25 protein-coding genes, 1 riboswitch and 1 other annotated feature are annotated in these 25,342 nt (G+C 39.4%); of the genes, 9 read left to right on the forward strand and 16 right to left on the reverse strand.

Going from position 1 to position 25,342, the window contains the following annotated elements; genetic code table 11:
- Nucleotides 1-88: 88 nt before the first annotated feature.
- A complete protein-coding gene (locus MKY51_RS12815; RefSeq protein WP_008408196.1) occupies nt 89-310 on the forward strand; it encodes a DeoR family transcriptional regulator in 222 nt (73 codons plus the stop codon).
- 193 nt (nt 311-503) lie between these two features.
- Here MKY51_RS12815 and MKY51_RS12820 read toward each other — a convergent pair whose 3' ends face one another.
- The gene (locus tag MKY51_RS12820) at nt 504-1,214 is read right to left on the reverse strand and encodes a pseudouridine synthase (RefSeq protein WP_339172693.1); all 711 of its coding nucleotides are present in this window, start codon (nt 1,212-1,214) and stop codon (nt 504-506) included.
- Between the two features lie 51 nt (nt 1,215-1,265).
- Nucleotides 1,266-2,882, reverse strand: coding sequence for a polysaccharide biosynthesis protein (locus MKY51_RS12825; protein ID WP_339172695.1), 1,617 nt, complete (start codon nt 2,880-2,882; stop codon nt 1,266-1,268).
- Between the two features lie 263 nt (nt 2,883-3,145).
- Between MKY51_RS12825 and MKY51_RS12830 the strand changes: the two genes are divergently transcribed.
- Complete coding sequence (locus MKY51_RS12830) at nt 3,146-4,399, forward strand: NAD(P)/FAD-dependent oxidoreductase (RefSeq protein WP_339176634.1); 1,254 nt, start codon at nt 3,146-3,148, stop codon at nt 4,397-4,399.
- A gap of 90 nt (nt 4,400-4,489) precedes the next feature.
- Nucleotides 4,490-5,305: a cysteine methyltransferase gene (locus MKY51_RS12835; protein ID WP_339172698.1), complete on the forward strand. Its 816-nt coding sequence runs from the start codon at nt 4,490-4,492 to the stop codon at nt 5,303-5,305.
- Between the two features lie 38 nt (nt 5,306-5,343).
- Here MKY51_RS12835 and MKY51_RS12840 read toward each other — a convergent pair whose 3' ends face one another.
- Nucleotides 5,344-5,985: a hemolysin III family protein gene (locus MKY51_RS12840; protein ID WP_339172701.1), complete on the reverse strand. Its 642-nt coding sequence runs from the start codon at nt 5,983-5,985 to the stop codon at nt 5,344-5,346.
- Nucleotides 5,986-6,320: 335 nt separating this feature from the next.
- Between MKY51_RS12840 and MKY51_RS12845 the strand changes: the two genes are divergently transcribed.
- Nucleotides 6,321-7,268, forward strand: a complete 948-nt coding sequence (locus MKY51_RS12845; protein ID WP_339172704.1) for a nuclease-related domain-containing protein — start codon at nt 6,321-6,323, stop codon at nt 7,266-7,268.
- Between the two features lie 201 nt (nt 7,269-7,469).
- On the opposite strand, the gene MKY51_RS12850 is transcribed toward MKY51_RS12845, so the two are convergent.
- The 6 genes from MKY51_RS12850 to MKY51_RS12875 form a co-directional block, all read right to left on the reverse strand.
- Entirely contained in the window at nt 7,470-7,904 is a 435-nt protein-coding gene (locus MKY51_RS12850; RefSeq protein ID WP_339172707.1) for an SRPBCC family protein, read from the reverse strand.
- Nucleotides 7,905-7,986: 82 nt separating this feature from the next.
- Nucleotides 7,987-8,526: a hypothetical protein gene (locus tag MKY51_RS12855; RefSeq protein ID WP_339172709.1), complete on the reverse strand. Its 540-nt coding sequence runs from the start codon at nt 8,524-8,526 to the stop codon at nt 7,987-7,989.
- Nucleotides 8,527-8,538: 12 nt separating this feature from the next.
- Nucleotides 8,539-9,471: a hypothetical protein gene (locus tag MKY51_RS12860; RefSeq protein ID WP_339172711.1), complete on the reverse strand. Its 933-nt coding sequence runs from the start codon at nt 9,469-9,471 to the stop codon at nt 8,539-8,541.
- Complete coding sequence (locus MKY51_RS12865; RefSeq protein ID WP_339172714.1) at nt 9,452-9,970, reverse strand: sigma-70 family RNA polymerase sigma factor; 519 nt, start codon at nt 9,968-9,970, stop codon at nt 9,452-9,454. Before MKY51_RS12865 ends, MKY51_RS12860 begins: the two co-directional genes overlap by 20 nt.
- A 142-nt stretch (nt 9,971-10,112) precedes the next feature.
- Entirely contained in the window at nt 10,113-12,527 is a 2,415-nt protein-coding gene (leuS, locus tag MKY51_RS12870) for a leucine--tRNA ligase (protein WP_339172716.1), read from the reverse strand.
- Nucleotides 12,528-12,639: 112 nt separating this feature from the next.
- Nucleotides 12,640-12,853 (reverse strand) — a binding site (T-box leader).
- Between the two features lie 51 nt (nt 12,854-12,904).
- On the reverse strand, nt 12,905-14,074 hold the full coding sequence (locus tag MKY51_RS12875; protein WP_339172719.1) for an MFS transporter: 1,170 nt from the start codon (nt 14,072-14,074) through the stop codon (nt 12,905-12,907).
- 133 nt (nt 14,075-14,207) lie between these two features.
- On the opposite strand from MKY51_RS12875, the gene MKY51_RS12880 reads away from it, so the two are divergent.
- The 3 genes from MKY51_RS12880 to MKY51_RS12890 are packed head-to-tail and all read left to right on the forward strand — an operon-like array spanning nt 14,208 to nt 16,180.
- A complete protein-coding gene (locus MKY51_RS12880) occupies nt 14,208-15,164 on the forward strand; it encodes a TIGR01212 family radical SAM protein (RefSeq protein WP_339172721.1) in 957 nt (318 codons plus the stop codon).
- Complete coding sequence (locus tag MKY51_RS12885) at nt 15,161-15,742, forward strand: class I SAM-dependent methyltransferase (protein ID WP_339172723.1); 582 nt, start codon at nt 15,161-15,163, stop codon at nt 15,740-15,742. The genes MKY51_RS12880 and MKY51_RS12885 overlap by 4 nt, the downstream gene beginning before the upstream one ends.
- A 30-nt stretch (nt 15,743-15,772) precedes the next feature.
- Nucleotides 15,773-16,180: a pyrimidine dimer DNA glycosylase/endonuclease V gene (locus MKY51_RS12890; RefSeq protein ID WP_339172725.1), complete on the forward strand. Its 408-nt coding sequence runs from the start codon at nt 15,773-15,775 to the stop codon at nt 16,178-16,180.
- A gap of 17 nt (nt 16,181-16,197) precedes the next feature.
- Here MKY51_RS12890 and MKY51_RS12895 read toward each other — a convergent pair whose 3' ends face one another.
- On the reverse strand, nt 16,198-17,661 hold the full coding sequence (locus MKY51_RS12895; RefSeq protein WP_339172726.1) for an alanine/glycine:cation symporter family protein: 1,464 nt from the start codon (nt 17,659-17,661) through the stop codon (nt 16,198-16,200).
- A gap of 129 nt (nt 17,662-17,790) precedes the next feature.
- On the reverse strand, nt 17,791-18,594 hold the full coding sequence (locus MKY51_RS12900) for an alpha/beta hydrolase (protein WP_339172728.1): 804 nt from the start codon (nt 18,592-18,594) through the stop codon (nt 17,791-17,793).
- Nucleotides 18,595-18,847: 253 nt separating this feature from the next.
- Between MKY51_RS12900 and MKY51_RS12905 the strand changes: the two genes are divergently transcribed.
- On the forward strand, nt 18,848-19,360 hold the full coding sequence (locus MKY51_RS12905; RefSeq protein ID WP_339172731.1) for a gamma carbonic anhydrase family protein: 513 nt from the start codon (nt 18,848-18,850) through the stop codon (nt 19,358-19,360).
- 109 nt (nt 19,361-19,469) lie between these two features.
- Here the strand turns inward: MKY51_RS12905 and metK are convergent, their stop codons facing one another.
- Nucleotides 19,470-20,666 (reverse strand): methionine adenosyltransferase, encoded by a 1,197-nt coding sequence (gene metK, locus MKY51_RS12910; RefSeq protein WP_079528596.1) that lies wholly within the window; start codon nt 20,664-20,666, stop codon nt 19,470-19,472.
- A 266-nt stretch (nt 20,667-20,932) separates the two neighbouring features.
- Nucleotides 20,933-21,048, reverse strand: a riboswitch (SAM riboswitch).
- Nucleotides 21,049-21,246: 198 nt separating this feature from the next.
- Between metK and pckA the strand changes: the two genes are divergently transcribed.
- Nucleotides 21,247-22,833 carry a phosphoenolpyruvate carboxykinase (ATP) gene (pckA, locus tag MKY51_RS12915; protein ID WP_339172732.1) on the forward strand — a complete coding sequence of 529 codons (1,587 nt, stop codon included), beginning with the start codon at nt 21,247-21,249 and terminating at the stop codon, nt 22,831-22,833.
- 289 nt (nt 22,834-23,122) lie between these two features.
- Here pckA and MKY51_RS12920 read toward each other — a convergent pair whose 3' ends face one another.
- The 4 genes from MKY51_RS12920 to MKY51_RS12935 all read right to left on the reverse strand — a co-directional run bounded on the left by MKY51_RS12920 (nt 23,123) and on the right by MKY51_RS12935 (nt 25,309).
- On the reverse strand, nt 23,123-23,902 hold the full coding sequence (locus tag MKY51_RS12920; RefSeq protein WP_339172733.1) for a prolyl oligopeptidase family serine peptidase: 780 nt from the start codon (nt 23,900-23,902) through the stop codon (nt 23,123-23,125).
- Nucleotides 23,886-24,353, reverse strand: a complete 468-nt coding sequence (locus MKY51_RS12925) for an NUDIX domain-containing protein (protein WP_339172736.1) — start codon at nt 24,351-24,353, stop codon at nt 23,886-23,888. The genes MKY51_RS12920 and MKY51_RS12925 overlap by 17 nt, the downstream gene beginning before the upstream one ends.
- A gap of 66 nt (nt 24,354-24,419) precedes the next feature.
- On the reverse strand, nt 24,420-24,728 hold the full coding sequence (locus MKY51_RS12930) for a transposase (RefSeq protein ID WP_339172737.1): 309 nt from the start codon (nt 24,726-24,728) through the stop codon (nt 24,420-24,422).
- Nucleotides 24,729-24,865: 137 nt separating this feature from the next.
- Nucleotides 24,866-25,309 carry a DNA starvation/stationary phase protection protein gene (locus MKY51_RS12935; RefSeq protein ID WP_339172738.1) on the reverse strand — a complete coding sequence of 148 codons (444 nt, stop codon included), beginning with the start codon at nt 25,307-25,309 and terminating at the stop codon, nt 24,866-24,868.
- Nucleotides 25,310-25,342: the final 33 nt, after the last annotated feature.

Consider the following 25,342-nt stretch of genomic DNA (forward strand, 5'->3'; position numbering starts at 1 on the left):
ATTAAAGCCTAAGTGCACTCCGCACATATTTTGTCGTCCGCTAGTCTTATGCCATGAGAAATTAAGATCGAAGGAGTGGTTTTTAGAAATGAAGCCAACTACTGATAGAATGCTTAATCGTATTAAAGACGTGTATATGTTTATCCTGAATAAAGGAGAAGTGACTACACAGGATTTAGTCGAAGAGTTTAACATCACTCCTCGCACCATTCAAAGAGATTTGAATGTGTTAGCCTTCAATGACTTGGTAATGAGTCCAAGTCGGGGTAAATGGACAACGACGAAGAAAAAAGTAAAAATGACATCTTAGAATTCTTGAAAGCGGCTGATTCTTTATTTTGTGAGAAAGGACTAATTGTCCCAACATAACGTAAGGTGTCGATCAGTTACAAATGAAATATTATGAACATTGCTGACTCAGCAAGCGTTCACTTAGTTCTTGACACAGAGAACTAAAAGAAGCGAATGCCTTTTCGTCGGGGCATTCGCTTTTCCTTTGTTTATTATTTTATCGCTAAAAGTTCAAGTTCCTGTTCTGTCAGCTCGCGGTATTCCCCTAAAGCCAATTCTTCATCAAGCTCCAATGTTCCCATTGACAGACGCTTTAAATACGTCACTTTCTTGCCTACCGCCTCGAACATGCGCTTCACTTGATGGAACTTACCTTCTTGGATCATCAGTTCAATTTCCGATTCTTCGCCAGAAACTAATATTTTTAATTCCCCCGGCTTTGTATGATAGCCATCATCCAATGTTACACCTTGTGCGAAAGTTTCGATATCGGCTTCCGTTACTACTCCGTCTATTTTCGCGTAATACCATTTTGGGACATGCTTTTTAGGAGAAAGCAGATTATGTGCTAAATTACCGTCATTTGTAATTAACAGCAACCCTTCCGTATCTTTATCCAACCGTCCGACAGGAAATGGCTCAAAGTGCTGATAAGACGGATCAAGTAAATCAATGACCGTTTGATCATAACGGTCTTCTGTAGCTGAGATGACACCCGGTGGTTTATTCATCATTAAATAAACAAACTCCACATATTCCACACGCTCACCGAATACCGAAACATTTTGCTTTTCAGGATTTACATGCATTGCTGAATCTTTTACGGTAACTCCGTCCACTGTTACCGCTTTTTGTTTTAATAATAGTTTTACTTCTTTTCGTGAGCCGTAGCCCATATTGGCCAATAATTTATCTAAACGCATAAAGTCCTCCATGAAAAAAGGGGACGCCTTTTATTGTAGACGTCCTCATTTTTATTTTACTAATCTTAATTTACGTGCAATTTTCGTGAATTTTTCACCTAATAATAATTGGGCTAACCCTAGTCGATATGAAATCGCGCCGTAAAGAATCGCACCGACTCCTGCACAAATAATTGCATATAGCAGTGCCAAGACTTTTGTATCTGCCGGGGCAATCGCCGTTAAAATCATATGTGTAATCCATACACCTAAAGCCATCACAACAGTGAGAATAATAATTAATAAAATACGTCGCAAAACAACTGTCGCATTGTAATCTGTCACTTTTTTCAGGACAAAAATATTAATTGCGATTGTCGCTCCATAGCCAAGTGCTGTCGCTAAAATCGCTCCATCTACCGACATGAGGTGGATAAGCGGTATCGTGAGTATCGTCTTTGTAAGCAAGCCGACAAGTAAACTGAAGATGACCCACTTTTGGTAATTGACCCCTTGTAACATAGCAGCTGTTACTGAAAATAAAGCAAAGAAAATCGCAAGTGGTGCGTAGTGACTTAATACTTGTGTACCCATTTCGCTGAAGGAATAGAAGAAATGATACAAATCTTCCGCCAAAATTGAAATTCCGATCGCTGCCGGTACAGTAATAAACAGCAGTACTTGATACGTTTTATCCATCGCACTATGTACTTGACGCAAATTACCTTCCGTATAAAATTTCGTCACCGTCGGAATGATTGCCATTGAAAAGCCTGTCGCCAACACAACAGGTATCATGACGATTTTTTGTGTTAGCAAATTGAGCATTGTAAAATACGGTTCATAAATTTCCGCCGGTACTCCACTTGCGCTCATCGCACGGTTAAATGTCAGCAAATCGATAAGCTGGAATAACGATCCTCCCAACCCGACGAACACAACAGGAATCGAATATTTGAAAATTTCTTTGTACATATCCGAATAAGGAAGCCTCTGTTCTTTCGGTGCAACAGTTTGAACAGCCTTAATTTCAGGGCGTAGCTTTTTCCAGAAATAAAACAATGTCAACAGTCCGCCAATCGCTCCAATAAATGCGGCAAACACCGAGAAATTAATTGCGGCAATCTCATCACCGCCCATCACTTTAACAACGAGGAATGCCCCACCAAGTAAAAAGACAATGCGCACGATCTGCTCGACTAACTGAGAAACAGATGTCGGTAAATAGTGGCCGTATCCTTGCAAGTAACCACGTACTAAACTCATAAACGGTACAACAATTAATGCATAGCTCACCCATTTGATCACGTTCGCTACTTGCTCAACAGTAAATGTCTGTTCTTCACTGTCAATCACTATATTTGCAAGCGGGGTTGCAAGCAGATTCATTAAAATAAACGCTACAATTCCTGTAAGCGTCATCAGTAAAGCACCTGTTTTTACTAGTCTTCGGCCGGCATCATAATCTCCAAGTGCATTATATTTCGAGACGAATTTTGAAACTGCAATCGGCAGTCCCGCAATGGCAACACTTAACATAATGTTATAAGGAATGTAGGCGTAATTGTATAAAGCAATATTATCTTCACCTACAATGGCGTAAAACGGGAAAATATAAATTAACCCTAAAAGCTTTGATAGAAACAACCCGATTGTCAATATGGCTGTTCCTTTCATTAATGAAGACATGAAATAACCTACCGTTCTATATGAAATTCTCTTAGTATAACAATTCACTTACCTTACAACTCTGTAGAGCAAGTTATTTATTTACATTATTTAACTTCCTTCATGTGACGGTACTCTCCTCAAAAAGTTCCCGTACATTTCCTTTTACAAGTTTACATGTGAAAGACCATTTACTCAAATAGTTTCTTCACTTCGTGTATAATAAGTAAGAGAAAAATCCGTTGAACGAAAAAATTTTTGCAAAAGAAAGTGAGAAATTATCTATGTATGATGTAATTGTAATAGGAGGCGGTCCATCAGGATTGATGGCAGCAATCGCAGCAGCCGAGCAAAACAAAAAAGTGCTGCTCCTTGAAAAGGGCTCAAAAGTAGGAAAGAAATTGGCCATATCAGGTGGTGGACGTTGCAACGTAACAAATCGACTATCAGCGGAAGAAATCATTAAACATATACCCGGCAATGGACGTTTTTTATACAGTCCCTTTACCGTTTATAATAATGAAGATATCATTGCATTTTTCGAAGGGCTTGGCGTGGCATTAAAAGAAGAGGATCATGGACGTATGTTCCCTGTCTCCAACCGCGCACAAGATGTTGTAGATGCCCTTGTCAATGAAATGAAACGATTAAAAGTAGAAGTCCGTTTACACACAGCAGTAAATAAATTACTCATGGATGATGAAAAGATCTATGGTGTACGTTTGGAGAGCGGCGAAGAAATCCGTACTAATGCAGTTGTTGTCGCAGTCGGCGGTAAAGCTGTTCCTCAAACAGGCTCAACTGGAGACGGTTATCCGTGGGCAGAACGTGCTGGCCATACCGTTACTACGCTTTACCCTACAGAAGTTCCGGTAACTTCTAAAGAACCATTCATTCAATCACGTGAGCTGCAAGGGCTGGCATTACGTGATGCAGCTGTCTCTGTCCTGAATAAAAAAGGAAAAGTTCTTGTTACACATCAGATGGATATGCTGTTTACGCATTTCGGTTTAAGTGGTCCTGCCATTTTACGATGCAGCCAATTTATTGTAAAAGAGCAGCTGAAATCCGGCAGCGCGCCCGTACAAGTCCGAATTCAATCTTTACCGGAATACAACGAGGAAACATGCTTCCAAATGTTGAATAAAACAATTAAGGAAGAACCGAAAAAAGCGGTGAAAAACTTATGGAAATCACTTGTTCCGGAACGCTGGCTTCTATTTTTAATGGAGCGCGCAGGTATTGACGCACAGTTAACAGGCATAGAATTATCTCAGGAGAAGATTCGCAATTTTGCACGTGAACTTGTCGCATTTACGATGGACGTTCACGGTACCCAACCGATCGAAAAGGCATTTGTTACTGGGGGCGGTGTTTCGGTAAAAGAAATAGAACCAAAAACAATGGCTTCCAAGAAAAAACAGGGACTCTACTTCTGTGGTGAGATTTTGGATATTCACGGTTATACAGGGGGTTATAATATTACTTCCGCGCTCGTAACAGGTCGAATTGCAGGTATGAGTGCTGGTCAACAGTAATGTTATCTGATTTTAATCGTAAAAATACTAGAACTGCTCATCATTCCCTAGTATCATAAGAGGTATGTACACTCAGGAGGATACGGCACGATGAATAATTCTCAAAAAAACCAGACTATGCTTTATTTAGCATCAGATGAGCTAATGCAAACGCATTTATCTTGCACTAAAATAAGCAATCGTAATAAAGATGAATTTACCTTTTCCATTCGTGTTTTTTGCTATGTCGAAAAAAATAACTCCTATGCGAAAAGTGTTCCATTATATTTGATACTCGGCTTAAATAAACAAGGCGTCGGCATGACTTTGGCTGTCGATTTAGTCAATATCCCAAATGTTTGCCCGATGCAATTAAAAAAGATTGTTGAACATTTGCAAAAAAGTCCGGCACTATTGCTAGTCGTTTGTCAGCAGCTCGATAAAATTGCTTCTTCTTCATCAATTGAAGAGGCCGTGCAAGCAAAACTGGCAAAACATTTCTTCATTGAAAATGCGCCAAAAGGAATTACAAGCTTTACGACAAATCGGCAGGCAAATGAACTGTACTGGCTCATGCATAAAAACCAAATAATTTCAGATATGGATTCTTTTAAATTGGACAGTGAAGGCGGACATATCGCATTTACCGTTCAGGTTGGCTTTAAACATGATTTTATAATGCAATGCTATGAAGTAGATTGCATGATGCATATGTTCAATGAAGACGAAAAGCTCGGCTATTATTTTGAGCTATATTTGGATCAGGAAAATTACCATCATCAGCTACTATATGAAACGTTGCCTGATCAGTTCATGGACAACAAAACATTTTTAAATCAGGTTTTGGAAGAAATGAAAAAGCGCAATGAAGAACAGTATGACGATTATTTGCAGGATCTAATCGAAAAGTTTACAGCGAGCATATAGAAAGAGTCAATCCCGGTATTGGGGATTGACTCTTTTGTTTATACATATAAGTAAATTGCGAAGAACATTGCGACACTGCCCCCCAAAACAAAAACATGCCAAATTGCATGGTTGTATGGAATGCGGTCATTTTTGTAAAAGTATGTGCCGATCGTATACGAGAGGCCACCGATTAATAATGTGGCAAAGCCTGCGATTCCGATATGCGCGAATAGTGGCTTGGCAACAAAAATAATAAGCCAACCCATTCCGATATAAACTAACAGCGACAGTAATTTGAAACGGTAAACAAAAAATTGTTTTAGTATAATACCGATTGTTGCTAAAATCCATTGAATCGCAAAAATCATCCAACCTAATTTGCCTCCAATTGCGACTAATACGATCGGTGTATATGTTCCTGCAATCATTAAAAATATTGAGCTATGGTCGAGCTTTTTCAGAAAGGTTTTATGTTTCGGCCATGAATGATACATCGTTGAAGCAAAATACAGGCAAAACATTGAAATACCAAAAATAATATAGCTTATAAGCTCTAAAGTTGTGCCTTGATGCTGGGCTTTATTTATTAACAGCAATGTTGCGGGAATCGTCAGCAATGCCGCAACTCCGTGTGTCAGCCCGTTCCAAAATTCTTCCTTTGCACTATATCCACTTTGTTCCATCATGATTTGTGTCATAAAGCCACCTCTTTCATTATTCAATTATAAAAAAGTGTATTCAGTTGTTATAGAAGAACATGTCATATTTTCCATATGATATTTATCATAGGTTTGCTGGAAATCTTTTATTATGACTAAATAATATATTCTGTTGACTATAATCATTACAATATTGACTAAATTCATCCTTATAGTGACTAAATCTTTCCGTTTATTGACTAGATTAATTATTTCCGATGAATTGCGCAGGAAAACAGACAATCTCCGTATGAACGGTTTTTAAAAAAGGAAGTTTCGGCAATTCACTTCCATTCAAGAAATAGGCTATATAGAATTGATTTGGAGGTGTTTTTTTGAAAAAATCGAATCATTATTTATTCATTGAAGCAGCCGTCCAGCGAATACTCCCAAATGATCCGGAAGCTGCTGCTTTTCAAGAAGAATTTTACCGTATGAAAGCCGGATTTGCGGGTGAAAAAAAGCTGAAAAATACCTTAAAAGATTTCTCCTTTAAAAGCGATTATTCTATTTTTTATAACTTTGAATGTGTAAATGACCGCGGTTTTACCCATCAAATCGACGCCCTGCTCATTACTCCGTATTTCATCCTCATTTTCGAGGTAAAACAACTGTCAGGAAAGCTCTCTTATAAACCTGTTTTTCACGAATTTACCCGCATAACAGAAAATCAAACTCGCGACAACTTTCCAAATCCCTTTGATCAAGTGTACCGCCACAAACTTTTTATCAAACAATTTCTACAAAAATTAAATATAACGATGCCCGTCCTTCAATTAGTTGTGATAGCCAATTACCGCGCAGAGCTTGACGTCTCATTGGAAGGTTTCCCGATTATCCATATAAGCGGATTGCCTCGTTATTTAGAAAAACTTTATGCGGAAAATAACCATAAAAAGGTCAATATAACGGATATATGCTCCAAACTGAAAATGTTAATACAGCCTTTGCCTGCCAGAAAAACCATTGCACGCTGCCGGTTAAAATCGGGCGTATTATGCCAAAAATGCGAGTATATGGGCCGGATGCATTACGAGCGCGGAATTTGGCAATGCGAAAAATGTCACTCAAAATCCCGGGTAGCTTTACATGAAGCACTGCATCATTACCGGGTGCTGATTAGTCCTCATATTTCAAATAAAGAATTTCGTGAATTTACGGGCATAAAAAGTACTTTTGCAGCTTCAAAAATATTGGCGCGGCTCAATTTTGAAAAGTATGGTGCAACAAAAGGCCGCTATTATCTAATTCCTGAAGATATTTATTATAAGGGCGATGACTAATATGAGAAGTATTGGCAAAATAACAACGTCCGTTGGCTAAATAAGAGTCCCCATTGACTAAATCATCACAGATATTGGCTAAATTCCCTCCACCTTTGGTAAAATTTCCGGTACCTTTGGCTAAATCTCCCCTCCCTTGCCTCCTATTTCGTTCCACTAAAAAACCCTACCGGATATTTTTTTCCGGTAGGATTTTGGTAATTACGCTTGAATATGACGAGCGATTTTTTCTGTTAAGCGAGTCGTTACTTTCGGCAATAATACTTTAATAGCCGGATTTAATACTGCACCTGAAAGACCGCCAGCAGTTACTTCTACTGTACCTGTCATATATGTACCGCCATCTTTCGGCTCGGCTGTAAATTCACCGCCGCCTTTAATATTATCTGATAGCCCTGTAATTTCAAATTTAATTTTAGAAGGCTCATTCATTTCGATAATTTTAATTTCGATTTCAACTTTTTTCTTTAAACCTTTAAAGTTTCCTTCGAATGTCCAATGTGATGTTTGGGCATCCAGTTCTTTATGCTCTTTGTAAGCTGGAACTAATACTGCCCATTTTTCTATTTTACTTACGAAAGCCCATACTTTGTCCTGGCTAACCGGGATTTGTACTGAATGTGATGCTTGTGCCATGTTGTTACACTTCTTTCTTCAATTCATTAAATGTCACCATTTACTATTCTAGTATTACATAGAAATCGGTTACGCAACATAGTTATTTTTGCTTTTCATGCAAGATTTGTGCTATTTCCCTTAGTTTCTTAGTCGTTGTACTCTTCGTCCATACAAGCCTGGCTTCCCCATCAAAAGCTATTCTTCCAATATTTAATATCATCAACTGCTCATCCTCTAACATAAAGCGTAGATGTGTAAATGATTGCGGCGCCCCCTGCCATTCAACCTGTGTACCGATCACTCTTATATTCATGCCATAATACACGCTATCATCTATTTCAATCCGTTCCCCAATTTTTAAATCTGCCTTAGGTAATACAAAATTCCCTTCTACTGTTTCATATGTTAAATACGGCTCATTTCTTGCTAAAAATGCAGCCTGTTCATATGTCGTCACAAAGGAAATTTCAAGTTCATTGCTTCGCGGATAGACTTTTAGCGTAACGTCATGGGGGACAGACTGTACGAGCTGTTCATCAAATGAATAATCTTTCTCCACAGAATACGGTTCCTTAGCGGTCATATCTGAGGTACAGCCACTAAGTAAAAATAATAACGTAATTAGTAATAACTTTTTCATCCGCGGTCCTCCTTATCCATAAAAGAATAGAATCCATAAAAATAATAAGATTGATGCTGACATAATCCAGTCATAAATTTGCTCATTTCTAGGCTTATCCTTATCTTCCATTAAAGGAATTACAATAATAAATCCTAATGCATATACAATAAATTGAAGATCCTGATAAACTACATATTCATGTTCCTGCAAATAATTATTGTAGTAATGCATTGAAACAAAGACTGTTATATAGACTAATGAACCTTTCCAGCTAACTGTTTTTGGTTGTTTTTGCCTGGACTTCGGTAATTTCAGAATAAGCTTTAAAATATAGGAGAGCATTAAAATTGCTCCGCCAACCATTGCTAATTCCCCAAAACTCAACCCAGCTTCCTCTACTTTTTGATTCCATCTTGAATAATTAACCGCCGATGTATCTTCAAGTTTATAAAATAACTTTGTTCGAACATCTTGGACCGCGAACCATCCACCACTTTTATAGATTTTCAGCTTCAGGTGTTCACCATTCGCCATCACTATAAGCACATCTCTATTAAAACCATTATTAGAAGGCCTTTCAGCCAGCTTTAGATCATGTAAAAGCCGGTTCATAGCAAGGGCATCTTCTTCGTTCTTAAACGCATGCACATCCTTAAAACGACTCGAATCCCGCGCAAAAAATTGTTGTGCATCACTATATTTTGAGCTTATAAAAAATTCCTCGACCGTTGTTTCTTCAATGAGCTTTTCCAAAGGGGTTGCTGTTTGGACTGGTGGTTCCACTTGAGTTGGCCCCATTAAAAAAAGTATGAATACAACGATACAAAACGAAACGGCAGTCAGCCCATACCGCCAGTCAATCGAACGTTTGGATGCCTTCTGCAATATTTTTGCTCTCAATTCAGGGGTGAATTTTTGTTCCTCCCCTATATAGCGGTCTATTTCATCTTTCCATTTCGTCATATTGCTGCACCTCCCATTCAAAGTTCATTAGCAGTGGCTTCAGTTTTTCTCGCCCTCGAACAAGCCTCGTTTTTACAGTGTTTTCACTTACCTGTAAAAGTTCTGCAATTTCCCTGATTTTATAATCATCGTAATAATGAAGAATAAGGACTTCACGGTATTTTATCGATAGCTGCAACAAAGCTTCAACTAACTCTGACTGCTGTTCTTCATGAATTTTCTTTTGTTCAATGGAAGGAGTGGCAAGCTTTTTTGGTAAAATATAGGTCATTTTGCGTTTCCAGCTTCTTAAATAATCATGACTTTTATGTATCGTTATTTTCACTAAATATGTTTTTAAAGAAGATCGTCCTTCGAATCGCTCCTGTTGCCTGTAATAAGCTAAAAATGTGTCCTGCACAATTTCTTCTGCAGCTGCCCAATCCTTTACATATAAATAGGCAACACGCATACAGTATTCACCATATTCCTCCATTACCTCTTCTAAATGTGCTGACACGATCCCACCCCTTTCACTGTTTTCTTTATAGTCGCATATTTCCAAGAAATTGTTTCACTTTCTGGAAATTTCCTTTAAATTTTTCTTAAGCAAAAAAGCCATTTTTCTCAATGAGAAAAATGGCTTTTAAATATTGTTTCAATTATTTTACAACGATATTAACTAATTTACCTGGGATAACAATTACTTTCACAACTGTTTTTCCATCGATAAACTCTTGAACTTTGCTGTCTGCTAAAGCAACTTTTTCTAATTCTTCTTTAGTAATATCTTTAGCAACCGTTACTTTTGCACGTACTTTACCTAAAACTTGAACAACAACTTCGATTTCATCGTCAACTAGTTTCGATTCATCGAATGTTGGCCATGTTGCATACGTGATTGTATCTTCGTGTCCTAAAATTGACCAAAGTTCTTCAGCAATATGCGGTGCGATTGGTGATAAAAGCTTCACGAAGCCTTTTGCATATTCTGTCGGAATTACTTCCGCTTTATAGCAATCATTAATGAATACCATCATTTGTGAAATTGCAGTGTTGAAGCGAATGCCTTCATAGTCTTCCGTCACTTTTTTCACAGTTTGGTGATACACTTTTTCCAATGTTACATCAGATGAATCCTGAATTTTTGCAGCCAGCTTTCCTTCATCTGTTACGAATAAACGCCAAATACGATCTAGGAAACGACGTGCCCCGTCAAGACCGTTCGTGCTCCATGCAACAGAAGCTTCCAGCGGTCCCATGAACATTTCGTATAAACGTAAAGTATCTGCACCGTGTGAAGCGATAATGTCATCCGGGTTTACTACGTTACCTTTTGATTTAGACATTTTTTCGTTGCCTTCACCTAGAATCATCCCTTGGTTAAATAACTTTTGGAACGGTTCCTTCGTATGAACAAGTCCTAGATCATAAAGCACTTTATGCCAGAAGCGTGCGTATAGTAAGTGAAGTACTGCGTGTTCTGCACCACCGATATAAATATCGACTGGAAGCCAGTGTTTTAATAATTCCGGATCTGCAAGCGCCTGATCATTTTTCGGATCGATATAGCGCAGGAAGTACCATGATGAACCAGCCCATTGTGGCATTGTATTCGTTTCACGGCGTCCTTTTTTGCCTGTCACCGGATCTACTACATTTACCCATTCTTCAATATTGGCAAGTGGTGATTCACCTGTACCTGAAGGACGGATATTAGTTGTTTTCGGTAATTCCAATGGCAGTTCTTCTACAGGAATCGTTGTCATTGTGCCATCTTCCCAGTGAATGACTGGAATTGGTTCACCCCAATAACGTTGACGGCTGAATAACCAGTCGCGTAGACGGTAAGTGATTTTCTTTTCCCCTACACCATTTTCAACTAACCAATCGATTGCCTTCGCAATGCCGTCCGCTTTATTTAATCCGTTTAAGAAATCCGAGTTAATGTGCGCACCGTCACCAGTGAATGCTTCTTTCTCGATGTCTCCGCCTTCAAGAACCGGAATAATTTCTAAGTTGAACTCTTTTGCGAATTCATAGTCACGCTCATCATGTGCAGGAACAGCCATAATTGCACCAGTTCCGTATGTTGCCAATACATAATCCGCAATCCAGATTGGCACTTGCTTGCCGTTGATCGGGTTCACGGCATAAGCACCTGTGAATACACCTGTTTTTTCTTTAGCTAAGTCTGTACGTTCCAAATCAGATTTTAACGATACTTTTTCCAAGTATGCTTCTACCGCTTCTTTTTGGTCTGCAGTCGTAATATCAGCTACTAATTTATGCTCTGGAGCTAATACACAGTATGTCGCACCAAATAATGTATCCGGACGTGTCGTGAATACTTCGAAGTTTTTGTCTGTGTTAGCAACTGTAAATTTCACTTGTGCACCTTCAGAACGGCCAATCCAGTTACGTTGCATTTCCTTGATTGATTCCGGCCAGTCAACATCCACTAAATCATCAACTAAACGGTCTGCATATTTTGTAATACGCAATACCCATTGTCGCATCGGACGACGTACTACAGGGTGACCGCCGCGCTCAGAAACGCCGTCGATTACTTCTTCGTTTGCAAGTACTGTACCTAATGCTTCACACCAGTTTACTGCTACTTCATCCACATACGCTAAATCCATCTCCACTAACTTCGTGAAAATCCATTGTGTCCATTTGTAGTATGAAGGGTCTGTTGTGTTGATTTCACGATCCCAGTCATAAGAGAAACCTAGCTCGTTAATTTGACGTTTAAAAGTTGCGATGTTTTTTGCCGTAAATTCAGCCGGGTCATTTCCTGTATCAAGTGCATATTGCTCTGCAGGTAAACCGAATGCATCCCAACCCATTGGATGAAGAACATTATAGCCTTGCATACGTTTAAAACGAGATAAAATATCTGTCGCTGTGTAGCCTTCAGGGTGTCCTACATGAAGACCCGCCCCTGACGGATACGGGAACATATCCAATGCATAAAACTTTGGCTTATCCATTCCACTTTCAGTTTTGAATGTTTTATTGACATCCCAGAACGTTTGCCACTTTTTTTCAATTTGCTGATGATTAAAACTCACAATAATTCCTCCTTTAAATATATTCTTGCTGTGGTTTATGTATTTTAGGCGCATCATCAATGATTTAACAGAATATTTAAAAAATAAAAAAATCCCGTCCCATCTTATGATAAGAAGGGACGAGAGGTATTTTACTCCCGCGGTACCACCCAAATTAGTGACGCAGCACTCAGCTTCATTTCTTAACGCGAATACACGGCCATTAGCTACTATTACTTCACTATAGCAAACTCCGAGGCGAGTTCAATTTGACACTTACTAGCTTCCACCTGCCGCCAGCTCTCTATAAAGTGCGTCCATTTACTATTCCTCATCACAGTCAATATTATTATTTCATTCATTTTAACGAATTCAGCACAAAAGTACAAGTAACTGTTTTATGTTTGTTCGTTACCTAGTGTTCGATCGAAGACCAGACACGGAATAATAGCGAGAATAATGAGTAACGATAGTATAAGCATCAAAATTTGCATGCCATATAAATCTACCATTAACCCGCCAAAAACAGGGCCTATCATCCGTCCAATTGTTGAAGCACTATTGACGAGTCCTTGATAGAAACCTTCTTGTCCATGAGGCGCCAATTTATTGGCAATCATCGGGATTACCGGTGTAAAGAATACTTCCCCGAATGTCAAAATGACCATAGCCGCAGCAAACATCTTAAAGTCCTGTGCAAAATAAACGACGATATAAGAAAACGACATCAATATGAGACCCAGCACCAGCTGATGTTTTATTTTGTTTTCCCAGCGTGTTATTAGTGGTCGGATAACCGGCTGAACTGCGACGATCATGAAGCCATTAATTGTCCATAGTAAACTATATTCGGACAGGCTCATTCCAAGCCCTTGTGTATAAGAGGAAATGGTCGCGCTCCATTGGGAATAGCTTAACCAGCAGACGATTAAAGAAATACTTAATATACTGATCGCCACAATCGGTCCTCTGTTTCTTCTTTTTGTCTCATTTCCTGAGAACGGTTTGGTTGTCAGTCCCCTCATATCAAAACGTTTATAGGTCGTAAGGACAAGCACAAAAAATACCACATAGAAAAATAGATTCGCACTAAATACATAGTCAAACTTAATATCGGCAACAATACCTGCCAATGCCGGGCCAATTGCGACCCCTACGTTGTTTGCCAAAAAGATAGAGTTGAACGCACGTCGACCCCCTTCAGGCCAGGCACTCCCTGCTATTGCATAAATCGCCGGGTATACAATCCCTCCACTGAAGCCCAACATCGTTAAAAATACAATGTACTGCGGCCAGTCATGCCAGATGGTCAACAGAGTGATTGAGATTAAATTAAATACAACCCCAATTAAAATTGCTTTATAGCCACCTAATTTATCAAATAAATAACCACCTACTAGATTGCCGAATACACCTGCCAATGAATTTAGCATAAGGACAATCCCAGCGGTAGTTAAAGATTTACCTAAATGATCATGAATATAAATACTATTTAAAGGCCATAAAAATGAATTTCCGACCGTATTTACGAATGTGCCAATAATTAAAAACCATACTTGTTTCGGCACTCAACTTCCTCCTTCAATATTTGCTCAATTTACTAGTTTATTCTTTAAAAGGAATTTGTACAAGAAAAAGATTTCTAGTAGGACACGGTGTACTGTCCGTGTTAGAATAATACGTTAGAGGAGTGAGCAAGGAATGACTGAAACAAATTTCCCTTTCCCGTCAGACGGGAAACGTTATTATACATGGAATCGCTATTTACGAAATGAATTCGGAAAGAAAGTTTACAAGGTTGCTTTGGATGCAGGGTTTGATTGTCCAAACCGCGACGGTACGGTCGCTTTTGGCGGTTGCACTTTCTGTTCGGCAGCAGGATCAGGAGACTTCGCGGGCAGTAAAGTCGATCCGATTCCGGTACAGTTCGAAAAGATTAAAGCAAAGATGGAGCACAAATGGAAAGACGGTTTAACAATGGCCTACTTCCAAGCGTATACAAATACACATGCTCCACTTGAAGTATTAAAGGAAAAGTTCGAAGCAGCACTTGCCTGTGAAGGAGTTATGGGACTTTCAATTGCAACCCGTCCCGACTGTTTGCCGGATGATGTTGTAGAATATTTGGCAGAGTTAAATGAACGTACGTATTTATGGGTTGAACTGGGGCTTCAGACAGTTCATGAAAAAACAGCAAATTTAATTAACCGTGCACATGATTATGCGACATATGTAGAAGGTGTCAATAAACTGCGCAAGCATGGGATTCGTGTTGTGACACATATTATTAACGGATTGCCTTTAGAGGATTACGATATGATGATGGAAACAGCCCGTGAAGTGGCGAAGCTTGATGTACAAGGCATCAAAATCCATCTTCTGCATCTTTTAAAAGGAACACCACTTGTAAAGCAATACGAAAAAGGCATGCTTGAGTTTATGGAAAAAGATGCTTATATCCAACTCGTAGCAGATCAGCTGGAAATTATCCCGCCCGAAATGATCGTCCACCGTATTACAGGTGATGGTCCAATCGATTTAATGATCGGTCCGATGTGGTCTGTCAACAAATGGGAAGTACTGAACGGAATTGATGCGGAGCTGGAACGTCGTGGCTCTTATCAAGGGAAGTTTTATAAGGCGGATGTGACAAAATGAAATTAGAACGTGTTCTTCAATATGCCCAAACCTTGTTGGAAATGTCCGTTTCCGAAGGTGATATTGCGGTCGATGCAACTGCAGGAAATGGACATGATACGCTTTTTCTGGCAAATCTCGTTGGAGATGACGGCTATGTATATGCATTTGACGTACAAAAGGAAGCGGTTGATGCCACACTGCACCGCCTGCTTGATCATGCACTTGAGCACCGGGCGATCGTTTTGAAAGACGGGCATGAAAATGTCGCAAACTATATTCACAAACCTGTTTCAGCCGCAATTTTCAATCTTGGTTATCTGCCAGGCAGCAATCATGAAATTGTGACAAAGCCGAACACTACAATCCAAGCGATTGAAAGTTTGTTAAAGCTGTTAAAGGTGGGGGGAATGATCGTTTTAGTCGTTTATCATGGTCATGAAGGCGGAAAAGACGAGCGTGATGAAGTGATTCGCTATGTAAGTGATTTACCGCAAAAACATGTACATGTGCTGCGCTATGAATTTATGAATCAGAAAAATGATCCCCCATTTATCATTGCATTAGAAAAAGTAAAAGAATTTCCGATAGAGGGCTAAGTTTTCTTAGCTCTTTAATGAGGTGAACCGATGCGTTTATGGCATACCGAGCTAATCCCTTTTATCCCGAAAAGTCAGCTGCTTGCCCAGTGGCGTGAGCTGAACAGCATTTTTGCCAAAGAAGACAAACATGTACTGATCAATTATATTTACGAGTACCCGAAAGAGGATTTATATATTTATACACAAATTGTTCTGGAGGAGATGCGCGCGCGAGGCATTACGATACGGACAATCGATAAGATGGAACGTTATTTTGCCGATCTTCATATTCCTGAAAATTATCCGCCATACACTCATCATCACAACGATGAATATTTAACAATCTGTTACTATAATCTATACGAAAAATATATTCGCGGACAAAAAGATTTTACTAAGGAACAGTTCGAAGCATTACACCTGTATTATTCCACGAAAAAAGGAGCAGCTTTTTAAGAGCTGCCCCTTTTTTTCTATTCATCTTGCTTATATGTCTCCCAGAAATCTGCGTTTTTAATACCGAGTTTTTTCGGATCAAACACTGGATCTTTGCCTTCTTTTTTCTGTTGCTCATAATCTTTCAGTGCAATGAGGGCTGGCTTCATGATGAACAATAGCATAATTACGTTAATCCATACCGTTAATCCTAACCCGACATCACCAAATGCCCAAGCTAAATCGGATGTTTTAACCGTACCGTAAAATGCCGAAGCCAATAATACGAACTTCATTAAGAATATTCCAATTCGTCTTGCACCACCATTAAACATATACGAAACATTCGTTTCAGCGATATAGTAGTATGCCATTAATGTAGTGAATGCGAATAGGAATAATGAAATTGCGACAAACCCTGAACCGAAGTTATTTAAAGCAGGGAACGCTTCATTTACAGCAGCTTGTGTAAAGCCTGAATACGTAATTGACTCATCCATTTTTGCTTCGATTAGAGCTCCGTCTTGACTACCCTCATGGACATTGTATGTACCCATGAATAAAATCATTAATGCTGTTGCAGAACATACTAAGATTGTATCAATATAAACTGAAGCCGCCTGTACCAATCCTTGCTTAGCAGGATGGGAAACTTCTGCAGCTGCTGCTGGATGCGGTCCAGTACCTTGACCTGCTTCATTTGAGTAGATGGCACGTTTTACGCCCCAGAAAATCGCACTACCGATCATGCCGCCAAATACAGCGTCGGTAGCGAATGCACTACGGAAAATTAAAGCAAATACTTCAGGCACTGCTGTAATATTCATAATAATGATTATAAACGCTACTAACAAATAAGCTAATGCCATGAATGGAACTAAAATCTGGGCAGCATTCGCAATACGCTTAACACCACCAAAAATAATGACTGCTAATAAAAGAATTGTAATAAGACCTGTAATCCATGGTTCAATCCCGAATGCATTATCAACAGCACCTGCAATGGCATTTGCCTGAACACCTGGCATTAAAAATGCAACGGATGCAATCATCGCAATGGCAAAAATAACACCTAATGCGCGAATACCTGTTGTCTTTTCAATATAGAATGCCGGCCCACCACGATATTGCCCATCTTTTTTCTCTTTGTAAATCTGAGCTAATGTCGACTCCATATAAGCCGTTGATGCACCGATAAATGCAGTAACCCACATCCAGAACACTGCACCCGGTCCACCGAATGCAATTGCAGTTGCGGTACCGACAATATTACCTGTACCGACACGCCCCGACAATGCAATCGATAATGCCTGGAATGACGAAACACCTGCTTCTGATTTTTTCCCTGAGAACATTAACTTGAACATGTCTCCAATTAGCCTGACCTGGGCGAATTTTGTAAGGATAGAGAAAAACAAACCAACGATTAAAATACCATAAATCATTACCGGGCCCCATAAAATATTATTGGCCCACCCTACAAAATCATTCAAAAAATCCATATTATACCCCCCTTGTTGAAATAATGTATTAATTCGAAATTTAGTATATTACAAATATTCGAAAATTTCGATATATTTTTTTATTTTTTAAAAAAAACCTAACAAATTGCAAGTTTGTTAGGTTCTTCACTATTCAATAATATAGCCCAAATCTCTTAAAACATTGTTAATATAATCAATCGTAAATTTAAAGACATCTTCCCGCTCTAATTCAAAATACAGGCTATGAAGACAGCCTTTCCACTGCTTGTAATGAAACTCTGAAAGCGAATGCTCGGTAATCCATTTCTTTGATGTACTGATGTCTGTTACTCTATCATTTTCACCTGTCATTAATAATACAGGGATATCCGGAAACTTCAATTCGGGATTACGGATTGTCCGAGTCATCTGCTGCCAGTCCCGATACCATTTAACCGTCACCATGCTCGTTAACGGTAATTGTTCTTTCAATTCCATTAACACATCTGTATTCCGTGTAAGATGATGAGGCTCCAATTCATGTTTCAGCTTAACATTGGATGTAATAGCGCTGAAGCTTGATAAAGCATTCGACAATTTTCCAGGTGCCAGCTTTAAATTAAACCAAGGGGATGTTAATACAACACCCGCACATTCTATTTTATTGTTCTGAAGCACATACGTAGCGATTGCAGCTCCTAGCCCATTTCCGACGATAAAAAGCGGTAAATTATATTCCAGTGCCACTTTCAATAACACCTTTGTATACTTGTAATATTCTTTAAAATCCTCATCATGATACTTTGTATACTTTCCTTGTTCACCATGTCCCGGCAAATCTCCCATTACAACATGAAAGTGGGAACTGCGGAACTTTTCGATTAACCATGCGTACCACCGATGATGTTCATATGCGCTATGAAGAATAACGACTACGGCTTTTGGTTGTTGCTCTGTTTCCCATTTCCACATGGCCATACTCCTTACATATAAATTATTTTACTGTCATAAATACGTGACCTTTAATAGAGGTCAGAGTTGTTAAACTGTATCAAAAAAATACGATGTTACACCTTCTTTAACACCGGCATCATTATATTACTTTTTATTTGTTTAATTATAATACATTCCGTTCTAAAAGAAATGTTAATTGAAAAATCTTCACGTTTTGTTACGATATCTATAGATTTATCTACAATTTTATAGAAGAAATGAGGAATTGAAAATGATTTACCCTTATAAGGATAAAGAACCGACGATCCACCCTTCCGCATTTATTGCCGACTATGCCACAGTTACCGGTGACGTAACAATCGGAGCCGAAACTTCAATCTGGTTTAACACGGTCATCCGCGGCGATGTCAACAAAACAATAATCGGAGAGCGTGTCAGCATACAGGATTTGAGCTGCCTTCACCAAAGCCCTGCTTATCCTCTCATTATTGAAGATGAAGTAACAATAGGTCATCAAGTTACATTACATAGCTGTACAATTAAGAAACGTGCTTTAGTTGGTATGGGTTCCATCATATTGGACGGTGCCGTAATCGGCGAAGGAGCATTTGTCGGTGCCGGCAGTCTTGTTCCACCGGGAAAAGTGATTCCTCCTAATTGTTTAGCGATGGGTCGACCAGCAAAAGTCGTACGTGAAGTAACGGCAGAAGACCGCGCAGATATGGACCGGATTATTTCCGAATATGTGGCGAAGGGTCAATACTATAAATCACTTCAGAAATAATTTTACACTCAAATATTATTTTTCGGAATCTCTACCTATTATATAGGAAATTTAAAAGAAATTATAAAAAAGGAGCACTCCATCTAACTGGATGCTCCTTTATATTTTATTAAATTCCTGCTTTTGCTTTCAGTTCAGCTGCTTTATCCGTATTTTCCCATGGTACATTTAAATCTGTACGACCGAAATGACCGTATGCTGCTGTTTGCTTATAGATCGGGCGACGTAAATCAAGCATTTTAATAATGCCTGCAGGACGTAAATCAAATAGCTCACGAACCCAGTTTACGATTTCTGATTCTGCCACTTTACCTGTACCGAATGTATCAACTGCGATTGACACTGGTTGTGCAACACCGATTGCATACGCCAGTTGTACTTCAGCACGGTCAGCTAAGCCAGCTGCTACAATGTTTTTAGCAACATAGCGTGCTGCATATGCTGCAGAACGGTCAACTTTTGTTGCATCCTTACCTGAGAATGCCCCGCCGCCGTGACGTGCATAACCTCCGTAAGTATCCACAATAATTTTACGACCTGTAAGACCTGCATCTCCTTTAGGTCCGCCAATTACGAAGCGACCTGTCGGGTTGATGAAGTATTTTGTAGCTTCATCCAATAAATGTGCAGGAACTACCGGTTTAATCACGTGTTCTTTAATGTCTGTTTGGATTTGTTCCAATGTTGCTTCTTCATCATGCTGTGTTGAAATAACGATCGTATCCACACGAACAGGTTCATTGTTTTCATCATATTCAATTGTCACTTGTGTTTTACCATCCGGACGTAAATATTCCAATTCCCCTGATTTACGCACTTCTGTTAAACGACGCGCTAATTTGTGGGCTAAAGAAATAGGCATCGGCATAAGTTCCGGTGTTTCGTTACATGCATAACCGAACATTAAACCTTGGTCACCTGCACCGATTGCTTCAAGTTCATCTTCCGTCATTGAACCTTCACGTGCTTCCAATGCCTGGTCAACACCTTGTGCAATGTCAGGTGATTGCTCTCCTACTGCTACTAATACTGCAAGATTTTCAGCATCAAAACCGTACTTACCGCGTGTATAGCCGATTTCTGCTACTGTATCGCGGATAATACCCTTCATATCTACATAAGTAGACGTTGTAATTTCACCAGATACTAATACTAAGCCTGTTGTTACCGTAGTTTCACAAGCTACACGTGCATTTGGATCTGCAGCTAAAATAGCGTCTAAAATGGCATCCGAAATTTGATCACAAATTTTGTCCGGATGTCCTTCCGTTACACTTTCTGATGTAAACAGTCGACGATTTGTCATGTCATTTCCTCCTAAATCACTTTGGCAATTGTTTTTTATTGATACGGTACTCATTACCCATGTCCGTTATATTTCAGCGCTTACGCATATGCGTATCCGGCCTTTTTAACGTCAAGCTATATTTGCTTTAACACGAGGGTCTGAAAGGCTGTAACTATATAATTTTCGCTCAGTACGAAATTGTAAAACAGAATAAAAAAAATCCTTTCGCTCATAGCCGTGTTCATCACACGTGAGGAAAGGATATTACGTTTCGTTACCTTTCACTCTTATCGTTCAAGGGAAATTTTGCCCTTGCATCAGGTTGGCACCAACACGTATAAAATATACGCAGGTTGCCGGGTTTCATTGGGCCTGCCCCTCCACCAGCTCGGGATAAGAGTATCCGTTCAATTAAACATCTTACGCAAAAAATCAATGACTGTCAACAAATTTTGACTTTTTTCGATATGTCAAAATTTACGAAAAAATAATTTGCAATTAGTATAGATTATTTCACTTAATGTGTTATACTATTTTTGAATTAGGAATCAACTCCCCTCTATAAGGGAATACTATAAAAAAGGATGGTATTTAATAGATGAATTCGGTAGAAATTGCTAACGAGCTGAAAGAACTTTTAAACGGGGAAAACATCAAAACTCAATTATCTGTTCCGCAATTAATTGAAAAAGCGACATCACGCGGAGAAGCAACGCTAACTGTTGAGGGTGCTTTACGCGCTGAAACAGGCAAATATACTGGCCGCTCTCCTAAAGATAAATATATAGTAGAAGAAGAAATCTCAAAAGACAAAATCGATTGGGGTAAAGTCAACCGTCCGATCTCAGCAGAAGTATTTGATAAACTTTATGTAAAAGTTTTAAATTACTTAAAAGAACGCGACGAGTTATATGTATTCAACGGTTTTGCCGGTGCAGACAAAGATTCTCAATTATCTATTAAAGTAATTAATGAATATGCTTGGCATAACCTATTCTGTCATCAATTATTCATCCGCCCAACAGCAGACGAATTGGCTAAACACGTTGCCGAGTTTACAATCGTATCTGCGCCAAACTTCAAAGCAGATCCGGAAGTAGACGGTACTGGATCGGAAACATTTATTATAACATCTATTGAAAAGAAAATCATCTTAATCGGCGGAACTGAGTACGCAGGTGAAATGAAGAAGTCAATCTTCGGTATTATGAACTACTTATTACCTGAACAAGGTATTTTCCCAATGCACTGCTCTGCCAACGTTGGAGAAGAAGGCGATGTAGCATTATTCTTCGGTTTATCTGGTACAGGGAAAACTACGTTATCAGCTGACAAAGACCGCAAATTAATCGGTGATGATGAGCACGGCTGGTCTGACAACGGTGTATTCAACATTGAAGGTGGTTGCTACGCAAAAACAATCAACCTCTCTGCTGAAAATGAGCCGGAAATCTACAATGCGATCCGCTTTGGTTCAGTATTGGAAAACGTGGCAGTAGACCCTGAATCACGTGAATGCGACTATGCAGACGGTTCTTTAACAGAAAACACACGTGTTGCTTACCCAATCGACTTTATCGACAATATTGTATTGCCATCAGTAGCAGGTCATCCGAATACAATCGTCTTCTTAACAGCCGATGCATTCGGTGTTTTACCTCCTATCTCTAAATTAACGAAAGAGCAGGCAATGTATCACTTCCTAAGCGGTTTCACTTCTAAACTTGCCGGAACAGAGCGCGGTGTAACAGAGCCGGAACCAGTATTCTCTACATGCTTCGGTTCTCCATTCCTACCGCTTGCTGCTACAGTTTATGCTGAGCAATTAGGTAAGAAAATTGATGAGCACGGTTCACAAGTATTCTTAGTAAACACTGGTTGGACTGGTGGCGAATACGGTGTAGGTAGCCGTATGAAGCTTTCATATACACGTAAAATGGTTCGCGCTGCAATCGAAGGTAAATTAAACAATGTTGACACTACAAAAGATGCTGTCTTCGGATTAAACATCCCAGTAGAAATTGAAGGTGTACCAACAAATGTATTAAATCCTCGTGATGCATGGGCAGACAAAGTGGCATACGACAAAAAAGCTTCTGAACTTGCTGAACTGTTCAAAAACAACTTCAAGAAATTCGAGAATGTTGATGAAGAAATCGTCCTAAAAGGCGGTCCATTAGTATAATTTACTAATCAGCTATGTTTATTCAACTGAAAGAGACTTGGACATAACCCCAAAAACGCTATTTTTCTCTGAGAAAAATAGCGTTTTTTTGCTGAGCGTTAAAATTGATTTCCATTCCGGGACGCTTTCCGCGGGCGTGGCCTGAGCCTGTAGTCTCAGGCGTCACGCTATTCCCGCAGGAGTCGCCCTCCATTCCAATCAATTTTGCAATATATCCGTTTCTTAATAAAGGCTTTCCTCTTTTTTAACAATAATTCTACTTATGTCCCTGCCCTTTTTTGTTGTGTATCTATTGACGTTTCATCCAGTCACATAAATTTTTCACAGTGTCTCGGTTCAGGTTTGGGGGATAGTGATGCTTTAATCCGGATGAGTACCATGTCTCAACAGATTTCCCTTCCCTTTTTAAATATTGCTCCAATTTATAGGCATGCTCGATATCAACATGCTGATCTTCTGTACCGTGAATAATGAGGACGGGGGTTTGAAGTTTTTCGATTTCAAATAATGGTGTACGGTCATCATAGTTTTCCGGTACTTTATTTGGCGTACCGCCAACGATTCTTTTCAATCCGCGCCGCATATCCACACGCTCCCAATATGTTGCGGTCGCATCTGATACTCCTGCCCATGTTACGAGCGATTTAATATCTTTACGTAAAATTGCTGTCCACAATACCATTAACCCGCCGCGGGAAAAACCATATAAATTCACTTTATCCACCTGAATAAATTGCTTCAGTACTTCTATGCCGTTTACCGCATCATAACGGTCATCCCCGGCAAATTCGTCCTTCCCTTCCCCTCCGCGATTTCCGCGGTAATACGGGGCAAATACAACGAAGCCCTGCATCGCAAATTGGGCGATACGTGCAGGTCTGACCATGCCAATCGATTGAAGTCCCCCGCGCAAATATAAAAGCGCTTCATATGTACCAGAGGCTATAGGACGCGCCAGTAATCCTTTTACACGCAGTCCTTGTGACCAATACGTGATTTCATCTAACCGGATATGAGGATTTGGTGACGGGTAATTGCGTATCGAAAAAATCTTACCATTGTCGTTCATGATTTTTCACTTCCTGCAACATCTTTTTCATTCCTGCATCCCGCATATAGAAACTCAATTTTGGCTGCTGCCACAGCTCCTCTTCTGTCAGCCATAACATGCCTTCCGTTTCATGGTCTCCTGTAAAAGGTTCGATGGCCTTTACTTTAGCAGTAAAGACCGCTTTGCAAAACGGAACCTCATCATGCACAATGTAGTAGGCAAACCACTTTACATCTTCTATGACTACATTTGCTTCTTCGTAAACCTCTCGGACAGCCGCTTCGTACAACGTCTCGCCGGGTTCCTGCTTGCCACCTGGAAACTCAACACCTCTACGGTGATGAATCGTGCATAACCATTTCCCCTTATATTGTACGAGCGCCAATACATGCTTCGGTTCAACTTCGAATGGACCTTCATCAAATCTTAAATCAACTTGTAAATTATTTTCATCGATAAATGTAAACATCTTTTCGCTCAACTCCTACTATATAGTGTAACGAACAGATGTCACCCGTTCAATCAAATCGCCTATTTAACGAGTAAAGTAAGGCAGTTGCTCAACGAATTTTTTCGTTTCCTCATCACCGAATTCATGTATCAGCGCATAGACTTTTTTCAGACGGTGGTCGATCTCATGATTTAATCTGTCCAAATGATATGGAATAAACGGCATATGGGCCCGGAATGCATTTGACGCCTCCAGTTCCTGCATCTGATTGAACAGCTTCATAAATACACGCGCTTTGAACGGCTCCATTTTCAGTACAAATTCATAGGATGACCCCGGATGCAGATTGCATGTTAAATTGGCAACGGATACATAAACATTATTTTTTCCCATTATTCTCACCTCATAGTTAAGGTGGACGGCAATAATCGCATTTATACATCGTAAGGAAACGCACAGTCATACCGTATCGCAAAGACCGCTGAATTCAACAAAAAAACGACTCCGAGTTTGGAGTCGTTTTTCTGATATTATTTGCCTAAATAAGCATTTAACATCCATGTATGTTTCTCAAGGCTTTGGAATTGAGCATTCAGTAAATCCTCTGTGCGGTCATCGCCTTCTTCAGAAGCTGTTTCCATTGCCTTATTTAAAGCATCCATAATTGTATTGAAGTCTTTAATTAAGATAGCTACCATTTCTTCTGTTTCTTCTTTGCCTGATGCTTCTTCAATTAAAGAAAGATCTAAATGTTCCTTTAATGTGGCAACAGGTTTACCGCCCTTTGTTAAAATACGTTCTGCGATTTCATCTAAGTTAAGTGTTACTTCGTTGTAAAGTTCTTCAAATTTTACGTGTAATGTAAAGAATGATGGTCCGTTTACATACCAGTGATAGTTATGTAACTTCGTATACATTACCGACCATGTTGCTACTAAATCATTTAATTGTGTGTTTAATTGTTTCTTTGCCATTGTCCTTCACCTCATAAATTATTTTTAAAATTT

Source organism: Solibacillus sp. FSL R5-0691, from assembly GCF_037974225.1.
Taxonomy (GTDB): domain Bacteria; phylum Bacillota; class Bacilli; order Bacillales_A; family Planococcaceae; genus Solibacillus.